Origin of the sequence: [Acidovorax] ebreus TPSY, from assembly GCF_000022305.1 — a bacterium.
Lineage (GTDB): Bacteria > Pseudomonadota > Gammaproteobacteria > Burkholderiales > Burkholderiaceae_C > Diaphorobacter > Diaphorobacter nitroreducens.
In genome coordinates, this window is the sequence record NC_011992.1 from 2,260,501 (window position 1) to 2,273,023 (window position 12,523).

Here is a 12,523-nt window from a genome sequence, read left to right on the forward strand (position 1 = left end):
ATCTATGCCGCCTAAAATCCCCCGCATGAGCACCCCCGTCCATCACGACACTTCTGCGGAAGCCGCAAAACCCAGCAACTTCCTGCGCCAGATCATCGAATCCGACCTGTCGCACGGTGTGCATGCCCAAAAACACTGGGCGGGCAGCCCAGGCGACGCAGCCCACCACGCCGCCGCAGCGGTTGACCCTGCCAAGATCCGCACGCGCTTTCCGCCCGAACCCAACGGCTACCTGCACGTGGGCCATGCCAAGAGCATCTGCCTGAATTTCGGCCTGGCGCGCGACTACGGCGGCGTCTGCCACCTGCGCTTTGACGACACCAACCCCGAGAAGGAAGATCAGGAGTACGTAGACAGCATCATCGATGCCGTGCACTGGCTGGGCTTCGACTGGAAAGACCGCGACGGTCACGAGAACCTGTACTACGCCAGCAATTACTTTGGCTTCATGTACCGCGCGGCCGAGTACCTGATCGAGACCGGCAACGCCTACGTGGACGAGCAAACGCCCGAAGAGATGCGCGCCAACCGCGGCGACTTCGGCAAGCCCGGGGTAGACAGCCCCTATCGCAACCGCACCCCTGCGGAGAACCTGGCGCGCTTTCGCGAGATGCGTGACGGCAAGCTCCCCGACGGCGCCGCCGTGCTGCGCGCCAGGATCGACATGGGGCACCCCAACATCAACCTGCGCGACCCGGCCATCTACCGCATCAAGCACGCCGAGCACCACAACACCGGCAACCAGTGGTGCATCTACCCCATGTACACCTTCGCGCACCCGATCGAGGATGCGCTGGAGTGCATCACCCACAGCATCTGTACGCTGGAGTTCGAAGACCAGCGCCCCTTTTACGACTGGCTGTTGGACCGCCTGGGGGAAGGCGGCCTGATCGCCCGCCCCCAGCCGCGCCAGTATGAGTTCGCGCGCCTGAACCTCACCTACGTCATCACCAGCAAGCGCAAGCTCAAGCACCTGGTGGACAGCGGCATCGTGAGCGGCTGGGACGATCCGCGCATGCCCACCATCGTGGGCCTGCGCCGGCGTGGCTATACGCCGGCCTCCATCCAGATGTTCTGCGAGCGCATTGGCGTGACCAAGGACTACAGTTGGATCGACTACGGCACGCTGGAGGGCTGCCTGCGGGAGGACCTGGAATCCAAGGCCCACCGCGCCATGGCCGTGCTCGACCCGCTCCCGCTCACGCTGACCAACTGGGCCGAAGTCTTCGGCAGCGACGGCCACGTCGAGGCCTGCAGCCTACCCGCCCTGCCCCACGCGCACGAAGGCCAGGCTGTTCCCGAGCGCCACTTCACCCTGGGCCGCGAGGTCTGGATCGAACGCGAAGACTTCGCCGAAGTGCCACCCAAGGGCTACAAGCGTCTTTATCCGCCCCGGCTCGGGGCGGACGGGCAAATGCTCCCGGGCAACACCGTGCGCCTGAAGGGCGGCTACGTCATCGAATGCACCGGCTGCGAGAAAGATGCGGGCGGCCACGTCACCCGCGTGCTCGCCACCGTGGTGCCCGACACCAAGAGCGGCACGCCCGGCGCCGATAGCGTGAAGGTAAAAGCCGCCATCACCTGGGTGGGGGTGCAGGACGGCGTGCAGGCCGAGGTGCGCCTCTACGACCGCCTGTTCACCGACGCCCAACCCGACGCGGGTGGTAAAGACTTTCTGGCCCTGCTCAATCCCGACAGCCTGAAGGTGGTGACTGCCTATGTGGAGCCATCACTGGCCGCCGCCCAGCCCGACGATAAGTTCCAGTTCGAGCGCTTCGGTTACTTCGTGGCCGACCGGGTGGACCACAGCGCTAGCCGCCCGGTGTTCAACAAGATCACCGGACTGAAGGACAGTTGGGCGAAATAGCCAGCCGCTGCTCGATAAGCAAATGCCCGCGTCCGCGGGCATTTTTTTCGTCTCAAACCGAACGCCTGCGCATTGTCGAGGCTGCACGACGGAAATTCTCCCGGCGCGAAGATGGATTCTTAATAACGATTCTCGTTTGCTTTATCATCCCACCACCTTATTGCCGAGAAAGACTTGAGCCTCATGTCCATGCCTATGAAATCCTTGGTTGTTGCATGTGTTCTGGCCGCTGCAGGCGCTGCAAGTGCGCAGGACCAGGTGGTCAACCTGTATTCCGCCCGCCACTACGCCACCGATGAAGCGCTGTACAGCGGCTTTACCAAGGCCACGGGCATCAAGATCAATCGCGTGGATTCTGATGACGCCGGGATCATGGCCCGTCTCAAGGCAGAAGGAGCCGCATCCCCTGCCGACGTGATCTTGCTGGTGGATGCCGCCCGCCTCTACCGTGGCGAGGCCGACGGCCTGTTCCTGCCCGTGCGCTCGAAGGTGCTGGAGGACGCCATTCCCGCGAACCTGCGCGCAACACCGGTCGCCGACGGTGGTATTCCCTGGTTTGGCCTGTCCACGCGGGCGCGTGTGGTTGTCTACAACAAGACCAAGGTCAACAAGGACGATGTGGACACCTACGAAGAGTTGGGCGACCCCAAAAACAAAGGCAAGGTCTGCATCCGTTCCGGCTCGCACCCCTACAACCTGAGCCTGTTCGGCGCCGTGATGGAACACGTGGGCGAACAGAAAGCCGAAGCATGGCTCAAGGGCGTGGTGAACAACCTCGCCCGCGCGCCCAAGGGGGGCGACACCGATCAAATCAAGGCCGTCGCAGCCGGCGAATGCGATATCGCCGTGACCAACAGCTATTACCTCGCCCGCCTGATGCGCTCGGACAAGTCCGAAGACAAGGCCGTGGTGGACAAGGTGGCGGTGGTGTTCCCCAACCAGCAATCGTGGGGCACGCACATGAACATCGCAGGTGGCGCAGTGGCCCGCCACACCAAGAACCAGGCCAACGCCATCAAGTTCCTGGAATACCTGGCCAGCCCTGAGGCTCAGAACTACTTTGCCAACGGCAACAACGAATGGCCCGCCGCCAAAGACGTGGATCCGGGCAACCCGGCCCTCAAGGCCATGACGGGCGGCCAACCGTTCAAGAGTGAAACCATCCCCATTGGCGCGGTCGGCGCCAATACCGTCAAGGTGCAGCAGATGCTGGACCGCGTCGGTTTCCGGTAAGCCCTCTGTCCCTTGCGCACAGCCCGGCCCTGCCGGGCTGTTGCTTTTCTAGGGAGTGCCGGATCGCTCGGTGATAATTAACGTTTACGTTAACGTAACTTTGGAGACAGACCATGGAAATCAAGGGCAAGGTGTTCATCGTCACCGGCGGCGCGTCAGGCCTGGGTGAAGGCACGGCACGCATGCTGGCTTCAGCGGGCGGCTTGGTGGTGATTGCCGACATGCAGGCCGACAAGGGCGAAGCCGTCGCGCGCGAGATCGGCGGGCGCTTCGTGCGCTGCGACGTGAGCAGCGAGGCCGATGGCCAAGCCGTGGTGGCCGCAGCGGTATCGATGGGCAAGCTCATGGGCCTGGTGAACTGCGCCGGCATCGCCCCTGCGGAAAAGACCGTTGGCAAGAACGGCGCGCATGCGCTGGCTTCGTTCACCAAGACCATCACGGTGAACCTGATCGGCAGCTTCAACATGATCCGCCTGGCCGCCGAGGCCATGTGCAAGAACGAACCCGAAGCCACCGGCGAGCGCGGGGTGATGATCTCCACCGCCAGTGTGGCGGCCTATGACGGGCAGATCGGGCAGGCGGCGTACTCTGCTTCCAAGGGCGGAATCGTGGGCATGACACTGCCCATCGCTCGCGACCTGGCACGCAACGGCATCCGCAACATGACCATTGCCCCCGGCATCTTCGGCACCCCCATGCTGTTCGGCATGCCCCAGGAGGTACAGGACGCGCTGGCCGCCGGCGTCCCATTCCCCAGCCGCCTCGGCACCCCGCAGGATTACGCCAAGCTGGTGCGCCACATCTTCGAGAACGACATGCTCAATGGCGAAGTGATTCGTCTGGATGGCGCGATCCGCCTTGCACCGAAGTGATTTTTTGATAGCGCCTTGCGCTTGTCTGTATTGGGTTCGAGCCCGATTTCGTATATTTTCTTAACGAAACCAATGCGGACGCAGTCGGTGAGTAACTGCGGTTAGGGCTGGCGGCGCACGGACGCAGGCAAGCGCTGCAGTTCAGCCGCCAAGGCGCGGATGTTGCTCTGGTGGCGGTTCACCGCCAGCTGCGCATCCGCACCACCCGCCCCCTCCTGCGCCTGCAGGCGCCGCAAGGCGTCGCGCTCCTTGTCCAGTTCGTGGTTCAGGATCGCGCGGCGCCCATCATCATCGGGCTGCACGATCACGGGCCTGTGCCCTGGCGAAGCGGCATTGCCCACCTGGTCCACGGCGCGTCCCTTGCGCAGTCCGCCACCGCCTGGTGCCGAGGCATGCGCGCACATCCGGCTGCGCGCACCTGCAGCCCCCGTACCCCCCACCAGGTATTCCACCCGCTGCTCAGTGCAGCGAAGCTGTGCACCGGCAGCACTGGGCTGCAAGGCGGCCAGCACACCCCCTGCCAGCGCGAGCAGCACGGAGCCCTTCACGATCATCACCGGCCAGCGACGTAATTCACCTTGAAGGTGGCTGTGTTCCCGATACTGTCAATGATGACAATGGGGATGGCCTGCATGCACCCGCCCTTGAACGTGATCGTTACCCCTTCGCCCGAGCGGGCAATCGTGTCGCTGCTCAGGCCGATGGCATCCGGCAGCGGATTGCGCAGGCTGTAAGGGGCCGTTCCGCCCAGCGCAAATACCGTAGGCCCCGCCGCTGGCAAACACACATCGGTAGAGCTGGTCAGCGTGACAGTCTCGGGAGAAACCGACAGCGGGGTCTGGCCATCATCCATGGAGCCGCCCCCTCCACAGCCCGACAGGGTAAAGACGGCGGCACATGACAGAACCAGAGGTAGGAGCAGAAAGCGTTCCATGGGCAATATCAAAGGAGTAAGTAAAGAAGGCATATCGCGGCTAGCTGCGCTCGGCCCGCGATTGCATCTGGACCGTAGCGAATGACACGATGGGCACGCGCCCCCGCAGGTAGTAGATGCAGTCCGACACATTACCCAGCGGCAGCAGGCTGGGGCGGCTCCAGGCACGCACGTCGGAGTCCGCCACGCCGGGACACATCACGCGCTTCATGATGGCCTGCATCAACGGCACCTTGAGCTCGTACGCATAGGTGACCTTGATGCGCAGGATGTTGGCGTCGCGGATCGAGATGCCGGCGCCCCCCATCGGCGTGGGGGTGCGGAACTCCAGGTTGTCATTCGGGATGTAGGTCGTTCCCCCCTTGCGGATGCCATACACCCGGAAGGCCTCCTCGGATGGGCTGAGCACCTCCAGCTTCAGATTCCCCAGCGAGGTGTCCACAGCAGCCTTGGCCGCCGCGGCCGTGAGGCGGCTCACATCGTTCGTGTCGAAGGCGTTCTGATAGAACGGCACCAGCCCCTTGATCAGCGACAAACGGATCGACTGCGCATTGCCATTCGCCATGGAGCCGTGGCGCGCCGCCATGAACGTTGCGTTGTTCAGGGTGAGCTTGGCCATGTAGAGCATGCCCGCCTGGATGATGAGGAAGGTGATCAGGATCGCCAGCGGGCCGACGATCACGAACTCCGTCAGCGACGCTCCCCTCTGGCGCTGGCGTTGCGGCCGGCGGGTATTGCGTGCAGCGATAGCCATGGCTAGGTTCTCCGAGGCGGTTGTGGACTGGCGAAGCACACGGCGCGGCCCGTCATTGCTGCGGCGGGGTCACAGAAGCAGTGGGCAGTTGCACGCGCACTTCCGACGGTGGCATGCCCAGCAAGGCGCCCGAACGCGCGCCGCCCGCCCCAGCACGCGCTGGGTCCTGGGTGCGAAAGCCCTGCTGCACCGCCGCAGGGATCGCAGGCAGTTGCGCCTGTGGCGCCGATGCTGCGGGCCGGCTGAACACGGGCGCCAGGTCGCGGGACAGGCGGGCAATCTCCTGCTGAATATCCGCAGGTGCCGCGGCGCTGTGGCTGCGCGCCGCGTTCAGGGCGAGCTCGGCCTGTGACAAGCGAACCAGGCCAAGGTTGTATGCAGCACGCGCATCCTGCGGATCGATGCGCAGCACCGCCTCGAAGCCCTGCGCGGCATCCTCCAGGCTACCCGACAGGGCCGCCGCCGCGCCATAGCCAAACCACACCTGGCTATTACGCGGGTAGCTGTTGGTGAGCGCCTTGAACTCGCGCGCTGCCGTCACCCAATCGCCCCGGGCGTAAGCATTCTCGGCCGAGCGCAAGGCCCCCTGCGCGTCGGCCGAAGCCCTGGCGGCCGCAGCAGCCTGCTGCACGGCTTCCTGTGAAAGTGCCGGCGCCGCCGTGGCACTGGGTTGGGGCGCTGGCAGCGCCTGCGCAGGGGCGCCCAGCACGCCGGGCATCCCGCTCAGCGGGTCGGTGGGGACTGCGACAGGCGCAGCACAGCCCGCCAAAGCAGATGCCGCCAGCACGGCGGCCAGCGGAGCGAGGAACGTGCGGTATGGATACATGGTGTAGTCAACCCATCAAACAATGAAACGGGTGGCTGCGCTGGCGGCGCCACCACCCGGCGAGGACGCGGCAGATGTGCGCGTCACCCCGTCTGGTGGCACGACCGCCAGCACCTGCCCGGCCAAAATGCCCAGCGCATGCGCCGCGCCCGCACGCAGTTCCACGACCGCAGCTGCTCCGCGGCACAGCCGGAACCGCAACGGCGGTACCGCGTGCACCACACGCAGCACCTGGCCGCTGCGGCTGAGGAACACCACATCGATCGCGTAGCGCATGCCTACCGTGTGCACGCTGTTGCAACGCGTGATCCACAAGGCCTGGCGCGGCGTGAGCGGCGGGCGCGCCAGTAAGCCCAAGGCGCGCTGCAGAAAGCTGCGTGCCACCGCCACGTCGCAACCCATGTCGCGGCCATCGGCATACAAGGCACCCGCATGGAAAGCACTGCCCACGACCATCCCTCCTTACAAGCCCGACGCCAGGAATTTCATCGCGATCGGAAAGCCGATGACGATGAAGGTGCAAGGGAAGATGAAGAAAATCAGCGGACCGAGCATCTTCACGGGAGCCTCCATGGCCAGCTTCTCCGCACGCAGGAAACGCTCGGTGCGGCGCTGCTCGGCCTGCGCACGCAGGATGGGGCCCAGGCTGGAGCCGGTTTTCTCGCCCTGCACGAGCGCACTCACGAAGCTGGTGATGGGCGTGAAATCCAGGCGTGCGGAAAAATCTCGCAAGGCATCGATGCGCGCCTTGCCGGCACGCACGTCACGCAGTACGCGGTTGATCTCCACCATCAGCGGCCCGCCGGCGCTCTTGGCCACGGCCTGTTGCATCGCGCCCGACAGATTCAGGCCCGCCTCGATCGACAGCGTCAACAGGTCGATGAAGAACGGCAGGGCCTTCAGGATGGCCAGATTGCGCTGCTTGGTGGTTTCCTTGAGCCACAAATCCGGGTAGAAGAACGCCAGCATGGCAATCACCACGATGATGGACAGACCGCCCTCAAGCATGCCCGACAGCATCACCCCCAGCAGCGCGCCCGCCACGGCCGACACCACCTTGCCCGCAAAGAACTGTCGGGGTGTCAGGGCGTAGTCCTGACCGGCACGGCGCAGTGCGGTGGTGTAGCGCTCCTCGGCCTTGGTCGATAGCGCCCAGCCCAGACTGTTGGCCAGCAGATTGATCAACGGCCACAGCACCCGGAACAGCAGCGGCGGCTTGTCCTTGTAGGTACGGTCTTCGGTAGGCGCCTGGCGAAACAGGCTGTAGACCGACCACAGACCGACCAGAATGGCCAGCGCCAATACCAGAGAAGAAATCAGGCCCAGCATGGCCGCTCCGTGATCAGGGGGTTACACATCGATGGTCACGATCTTCTTGATGAAGACGCCCCCCATGATCAGCAGCACAGCCACCACGGCCATGACGGCCCAGCCGTAATACGTGCTGAACAGCGGCGCCATGGCCTCGGGTTCCATCTGGAACAATACGAACCCCAGGAACACCGGCAACAGGCCGACGACGATGCCCTGCAGCTTGCCCTGCGATGTCAGCGCCCGGATCTTGCCCTCCATGGCGGCCTTGGCGCGCAGCGTGCTTGCCAGACGCTCCAGCACCTCGGACAGGTTGCCGCCCACATCCTTGGAGATGGTGATGGCGGAAACCAGCAGGTTCACGTCTTCCAAGTTGACCCGCTTGGCGAAACTTTCGAAGGCGTCTTCCAGCGACACGCCCAGCTTCTGCTCGCGCAGCACCAGCGACAGCTCCTGGCTGAACGGCGGCGGCGTCTCCGTTGCGACCAGATCCATCGCAATGGCCAGGCTGGCCCCCGAACGCAGCGACCCCGCCAGCATGTTGAGTGCATCAGGCATCTGCTCGATCAGCTTGGCTTCGCGCCGACGCTTCAGATAGCCATAGGCCATGCGTGGCAGCACGAAGATGCCCACCGCCGCCAATACTGCCAGGGGCACGGCTCCCGTCAGCAGGAGCACCAGCGCCGGCAGCACCAGCACCACGCCCACGTTGATGAAGAACAGGCGCTGCGGATCGATGAACAGGAACATATCCTCCAGCGATACCCGTGCGTCCGAGGTGAAGCGCGCGCGGTAGTGGCCCCACGAGCGTGCAACGAAGAACACCAACATCACCACGCTGACCGCAACCGCGAAGGAGACAAGCAGGGAGGGGTTCATTTACTTCGCCCGTTTGAAGATTTCGAGATCCACCGCCACTCCGATCTGGCGCAGCTTCTCGTAGAACTCGGGCACGGCGTCGCAGCCGGTGAAGTAGCCGTCGGTCTTGCGCTCCGCTGTGAAACCGGTCTCGACGAATTCGAACAGATCCTGCAACTGGATCTTGCCGCTCTCCACCCCTGTGACCTCGGTGATCCGAGTGATCTTGCGGCTGCCGCAGGCAAAGCGCGTTTGCTGCACGATGATGTCCACGGCCGATGCCACCTGCTCACGGATAGCCGTCACGGGCAGATCCATACCGGCCATCAGCACCATCACTTCTAGGCGTGCCAGCATGTCGCGCGGGCTGTTGGCGTGGGCGGTGGTCAGCGATCCATCATGGCCGGTGTTCATGGCCTGCAGCATGTCCAGCGCCTCTCCGCCACGGCATTCGCCCACCACGATACGGTCCGGCCGCATGCGCAGCGAGTTCTTCACCAGTTCACGGATGGCGATCTGCCCCTTGCCCTCGGCATTGGCCGGGCGCGACTCAAGCGACACCAGATGCTCGTGGTGCAGTTGCAGCTCGGCCGCATCCTCAATGGTGACGATACGCTCGCCTTCAGGAATAAAGTTGCTCAGGATATTGAGCAGCGTCGTCTTGCCGGAGCCGGTGCCACCCGAAACGATGATGTTCTTGTGCTGCTTCACGGCCATCTGCAGGAACTCCACCATCTGCGCGTTGGCGGAGCCGAACTTGATCAAATCCTCGGCGCCCAGCTTGCGCTTGGAGAACTTGCGAATCGTCATCGACGGCCCTTTCAGGGCCAGCGGCGGAATGATGGCGTTGAAGCGCGACCCGTCCTTCAGCCGCGCATCCACCAGCGGAGAGCTTTCGTCGATGCGCCGGCCCACCGGGGCCACAATGCGCTCGATCACCCCCATCATGGCCTTCTCACTGGAGAACGCTAGCGGCACTCGCACCAGTCGGCCGGCGCGCTCGACGAAGATTTCGTCCACCCGATTGACCATGATTTCAGTGGTCGTAGGGTCCGCCAGCAGCGGCTCCAGCAGGCCCAGCCCAATGGCCTCATCCCGCACCTCCTCCAGCAGACGCTGCTTGTCCACGTCGGCGGGGATGCCCGCCGGCATGTGGAGGAAAATCTCGCGGATGGCCTGCTCGGTATGCTCGCGCAACTCCTTGTCGCCCATGCGGTGCACGTCGGTGCGGCGCATGTCGAAGGATTCGATCAATTTTTCCTGGATCAGTCGGCGGTAGCCCAGCCAGTCCTGGTCGATCTGCACACTGGCCGTCCGCACCTCCGAGGGAGCAATGGGTGCCCCGCTGTGCACTGGCTCTTCCCTGGTCCGCTCGGGCGTTGATGCCATGCGCTGGGTTACCGGTGCAGGCATGCGAGTCGCCGTGTGCGCACTGGCAGCCGACGCGGGAGCAGCAGGCATCGCCTGGGTCGCGCGTGGCGGGTCGGCAGGCTCTTCACCTCCGCCTTCTCGCATGCGCGCCCAGCGCGCGTGCAACTGGTGCGAGCCGATGCGGATGGCATCGGTGGGTTTGAGCGGCCCGAAGGTGGTCACCTTGGTGTCGTCCACATAAGTACCAAACATCGAGCCCAGGTCGCGCACGAACACCTGTTCATTGGAGACAAAAATCTCCGCGTGTTCCTTGTGCACCTTCCAGCCGGAAAGCGTGACGTCGGCTCTCTCGCCGCGCCCGACCATGCATCGCGTGGCATTGATGACCCGGGTATCGGCGGGTCCTTCGGCGGTCATGACTTGCAGATGCAGCATCGTGGTTATTCCGTGGGATCAGCGTGCCAGCTTGCTTTCGATCATGTCCTTGACTTCATTCAAGCGCTGGTAAGCGTTCTCGCTCGCCAGCACCTGGGCACGGTCTGCCGCCGGCGTATGGATGCGCGGCGTCACGACCACGAGCATCTCTGTCTGTTCGTTGGTCATCTCCTGCGTGGAAAACAGCCGGCCCAGCACCGGCGCACGCCCGATGACGGGAATGCCTTCCTTGTTACGCGCTCCCACGCTTTTGAGCAGGCCGGAAATCACCAGCGTTTCGTTTTGCTTCAGACTGACTTCGGTCTCAGTGCGGTTGGTAGTAAACGCTACGAACTGCCCCTGCCCTGCACTGCGATCCGGCTGGCTCACCTCCGCCACGATGGACGAGCGCACGTTGCCCGCCTTGTCGATCACCGGCTTGAACTCCAAAATCACGCCATACGGTTTGTAGACCACCGACAGTTGGCCGAAACCGGAACTTACCGGGATGGGTATCTCGCCACCCACCTGCACCTTTGACGATCCACCGCTAACACTGCTGATGCGCGGCTCTGCCAACGTCCAACTGTCTCCGTTGGACTCCAAGAAGTTCAGTACTGAAGTGATCTGCGTGGCCAGCCCCAGATAGGAGATGAAGGGTCGCGCCGGCGTAGTGATGGGGTATCCCTCCTGGTTCAGTCCCCGGAAGTTGGCCGAGTTGGCATAGAAGTATCCCGACGTGGCAAACGTCGGGCCAGCCACGCCCAGGTTGCTCCACTTCACGCCGATGTTGTCGAGCGCCTGCTTGCGCACCTCGACCACCTTCACGTCCAACTGCACCATCTGCTCGGGCACCACCAACTGATCCTCGGGCCGCTCGCGCACCAGATTGAGCACCTGCGGATAAGCCTTGACGATCTTCTGGATCTTGGCGGCCGAGTCCTGGTTCGCATACATGCCGTCCAGCACGACCTTGTCGCCAACGGCACTAACGTTGATGCCCTTGTCATGGCTCAGCAGTTGGCGCAGTTCCATGGCCGTCTTGGCATGGTGGTCCGCGCTCACCGTCACTTCATAGTTGATCTGCGTGCCGTTGCGAGCAGCAGCCAATTTTTGTTGAGTGATACAGCCACGGAAAAAGCCTCAAGGAAGTGAAACGAAGAAAGTGAGCGTGCGATAGAAGGCTTTGACGGCATCCACCAGCATCTGGGGCGTATTCGGTGCCGCGAAGAGCACCATCACCACCAGCGCGCAGACGATGCAGTACTCCACCGTTGCAAAGCCACGGGAAACTGAAAAAACGATGCGTGCGGAGCGTTGCATGTCTGTGCGCCTTGCAGTCAGAACTTCACCAGATTGACCGTGACGATGGTCAGGCGCCGCTCTGCGTCCACCCCCATTGCCACATCGAGTTGCTGCTTGTCACGTCCGTACATCCGTACGATGGCGGGCCCCTGGCTCCCCTTCGCGCTAGCGTTCTGCTCCTGCAGCAACGACCAGCCGCTGGCCGCCAGCTGCGTCTGGTAGTAGCTGGCAATGCTGTCCAGCGGCTCGCGGCTCACCAACATCACCTGCTTGTTGCGCTTGCCGTTATCGATCGACTCGACCACATTGACAGGCGTGGCGCTGCGTGGCGCCGGAATGCCGCTGGCATCGATACGCGGCTCCACGCCCAGCAGCAGCGAGGTAGAAATCGTGCCTTCGGAGCCTCCATCGGAGGCACTACGCACCTTCACCAGGCTGTAATACGGCCCATGCGCACGCGCCACCAGGGTGTCCGGTCCGTGGGCAGTGACAGATGCGGGGGGTTTGGCCGGATCCGGCACCGCATTGACCGCAATGCGCCAATGCGCCATGTAGAACGCCACCACCTCGTCCTTGGAAGCTCGGCTCTGGAACGCCTGCACCTTCATAGGCACGCCGTTGACGCGCATGTCGTCCGACACCCACTGCACCTGAGCCCTCGGCGGCGGCGGCACATCGGGCCAAGGCGTGGCGGTGCGCGTGAACGACTCCTGCGCCAATACGGTCGCACAGGTCATGGTCAGCAGCAGGGCAATCAGTCGGACGAACATGACGGGAC

Annotated in this window: 14 protein-coding genes; 3 read left to right on the plus strand and 11 right to left on the minus strand. The window is 63.7% G+C overall.

Features of this window, described 5'->3' with window-relative positions; all coding sequences use genetic code 11:
- The first annotated feature begins 25 nt into the window (after positions 1 to 25).
- The 3 genes from DTPSY_RS10570 to DTPSY_RS10580 all read left to right on the plus strand — a co-directional run bounded on the left by DTPSY_RS10570 (position 26) and on the right by DTPSY_RS10580 (position 3,972).
- Positions 26 to 1,867: a glutamine--tRNA ligase/YqeY domain fusion protein gene (locus DTPSY_RS10570; protein ID WP_041838857.1), complete on the plus strand. Its 1,842-nt coding sequence runs from the start codon at positions 26 to 28 to the stop codon at positions 1,865 to 1,867.
- Positions 1,868 to 2,050: 183 nt separating this feature from the next.
- Positions 2,051 to 3,100: a Fe(3+) ABC transporter substrate-binding protein gene (locus DTPSY_RS10575; RefSeq protein ID WP_041838858.1), complete on the plus strand. Its 1,050-nt coding sequence runs from the start codon at positions 2,051 to 2,053 to the stop codon at positions 3,098 to 3,100.
- Between the two features lie 113 nt (positions 3,101 to 3,213).
- A complete protein-coding gene (locus tag DTPSY_RS10580) occupies positions 3,214 to 3,972 on the plus strand; it encodes a 3-hydroxyacyl-CoA dehydrogenase (RefSeq protein ID WP_015913585.1) in 759 nt (252 codons plus the stop codon).
- A 101-nt stretch (positions 3,973 to 4,073) separates the two neighbouring features.
- On the opposite strand, the gene DTPSY_RS10585 is transcribed toward DTPSY_RS10580, so the two are convergent.
- The 11 genes from DTPSY_RS10585 to DTPSY_RS10630 are packed head-to-tail and all read right to left on the minus strand — an operon-like array spanning position 4,074 to position 12,515.
- Positions 4,074 to 4,526: a hypothetical protein gene (locus DTPSY_RS10585; RefSeq protein ID WP_015913586.1), complete on the minus strand. Its 453-nt coding sequence runs from the start codon at positions 4,524 to 4,526 to the stop codon at positions 4,074 to 4,076.
- Positions 4,526 to 4,906, minus strand: coding sequence for a hypothetical protein (locus DTPSY_RS10590; RefSeq protein ID WP_088886479.1), 381 nt, complete (start codon positions 4,904 to 4,906; stop codon positions 4,526 to 4,528). The genes DTPSY_RS10585 and DTPSY_RS10590 overlap by 1 nt, the downstream gene beginning before the upstream one ends.
- Positions 4,907 to 4,946: 40 nt before the next feature.
- Complete coding sequence (locus DTPSY_RS10595; RefSeq protein WP_015913588.1) at positions 4,947 to 5,660, minus strand: TadE family protein; 714 nt, start codon at positions 5,658 to 5,660, stop codon at positions 4,947 to 4,949.
- Positions 5,661 to 5,712: 52 nt separating this feature from the next.
- Positions 5,713 to 6,486 carry a tetratricopeptide repeat protein gene (locus tag DTPSY_RS10600; protein ID WP_015913589.1) on the minus strand — a complete coding sequence of 258 codons (774 nt, stop codon included), beginning with the start codon at positions 6,484 to 6,486 and terminating at the stop codon, positions 5,713 to 5,715.
- Between the two features lie 15 nt (positions 6,487 to 6,501).
- Positions 6,502 to 6,936: a DUF192 domain-containing protein gene (locus DTPSY_RS10605; RefSeq protein ID WP_015913590.1), complete on the minus strand. Its 435-nt coding sequence runs from the start codon at positions 6,934 to 6,936 to the stop codon at positions 6,502 to 6,504.
- Positions 6,937 to 6,948: 12 nt separating this feature from the next.
- Positions 6,949 to 7,815 carry a type II secretion system F family protein gene (locus DTPSY_RS10610; protein WP_015913591.1) on the minus strand — a complete coding sequence of 289 codons (867 nt, stop codon included), beginning with the start codon at positions 7,813 to 7,815 and terminating at the stop codon, positions 6,949 to 6,951.
- A gap of 21 nt (positions 7,816 to 7,836) precedes the next feature.
- Positions 7,837 to 8,676, minus strand: a complete 840-nt coding sequence (locus tag DTPSY_RS10615; protein WP_015913592.1) for a type II secretion system F family protein — start codon at positions 8,674 to 8,676, stop codon at positions 7,837 to 7,839.
- Positions 8,677 to 10,461, minus strand: coding sequence for a TadA family conjugal transfer-associated ATPase (locus DTPSY_RS10620; protein ID WP_015913593.1), 1,785 nt, complete (start codon positions 10,459 to 10,461; stop codon positions 8,677 to 8,679).
- 18 nt (positions 10,462 to 10,479) lie between these two features.
- Positions 10,480 to 11,550 (minus strand): type II and III secretion system protein family protein, encoded by a 1,071-nt coding sequence (locus DTPSY_RS10625; protein ID WP_015913594.1) that lies wholly within the window; start codon positions 11,548 to 11,550, stop codon positions 10,480 to 10,482.
- A 33-nt stretch (positions 11,551 to 11,583) separates the two neighbouring features.
- On the minus strand, positions 11,584 to 11,763 hold the full coding sequence (locus DTPSY_RS18405; RefSeq protein WP_148061001.1) for a hypothetical protein: 180 nt from the start codon (positions 11,761 to 11,763) through the stop codon (positions 11,584 to 11,586).
- A 17-nt stretch (positions 11,764 to 11,780) separates the two neighbouring features.
- Positions 11,781 to 12,515, minus strand: coding sequence for a hypothetical protein (locus DTPSY_RS10630; RefSeq protein WP_015913595.1), 735 nt, complete (start codon positions 12,513 to 12,515; stop codon positions 11,781 to 11,783).
- Between the last annotated feature and the right edge of the window lie 8 nt (positions 12,516 to 12,523).

Excerpts from the sequence above, each read along its gene's own strand:
- DTPSY_RS10570 (WP_041838857.1), top strand. The coding sequence starts at position 26 with ATGAGCACCCCCGTCCATCACGACACTTCTGCGGAAGCCGCAAAACCC.
- DTPSY_RS10575 (WP_041838858.1), top strand. The coding sequence starts at position 2,051 with ATGTCCATGCCTATGAAATCCTTGGTTGTTGCATGTGTTCTGGCCGCT.
- DTPSY_RS10580 (WP_015913585.1), top strand. The coding sequence starts at position 3,214 with ATGGAAATCAAGGGCAAGGTGTTCATCGTCACCGGCGGCGCGTCAGGC.
- DTPSY_RS10585 (WP_015913586.1), bottom strand. The coding sequence starts at position 4,526 with ATGATCGTGAAGGGCTCCGTGCTGCTCGCGCTGGCAGGGGGTGTGCTG.
- DTPSY_RS10590 (WP_088886479.1), bottom strand. The coding sequence starts at position 4,906 with ATGGAACGCTTTCTGCTCCTACCTCTGGTTCTGTCATGTGCCGCCGTC.
- DTPSY_RS10595 (WP_015913588.1), bottom strand. The coding sequence starts at position 5,660 with ATGGCTATCGCTGCACGCAATACCCGCCGGCCGCAACGCCAGCGCCAG.
- DTPSY_RS10600 (WP_015913589.1), bottom strand. The coding sequence starts at position 6,486 with ATGTATCCATACCGCACGTTCCTCGCTCCGCTGGCCGCCGTGCTGGCG.
- DTPSY_RS10610 (WP_015913591.1), bottom strand. The coding sequence starts at position 7,815 with ATGCTGGGCCTGATTTCTTCTCTGGTATTGGCGCTGGCCATTCTGGTC.
- DTPSY_RS10615 (WP_015913592.1), bottom strand. The coding sequence starts at position 8,676 with ATGAACCCCTCCCTGCTTGTCTCCTTCGCGGTTGCGGTCAGCGTGGTG.
- DTPSY_RS10620 (WP_015913593.1), bottom strand. The coding sequence starts at position 10,461 with ATGCTGCATCTGCAAGTCATGACCGCCGAAGGACCCGCCGATACCCGG.
- DTPSY_RS18405 (WP_148061001.1), bottom strand. The coding sequence starts at position 11,763 with ATGCAACGCTCCGCACGCATCGTTTTTTCAGTTTCCCGTGGCTTTGCA.
- DTPSY_RS10630 (WP_015913595.1), bottom strand. The coding sequence starts at position 12,515 with ATGTTCGTCCGACTGATTGCCCTGCTGCTGACCATGACCTGTGCGACC.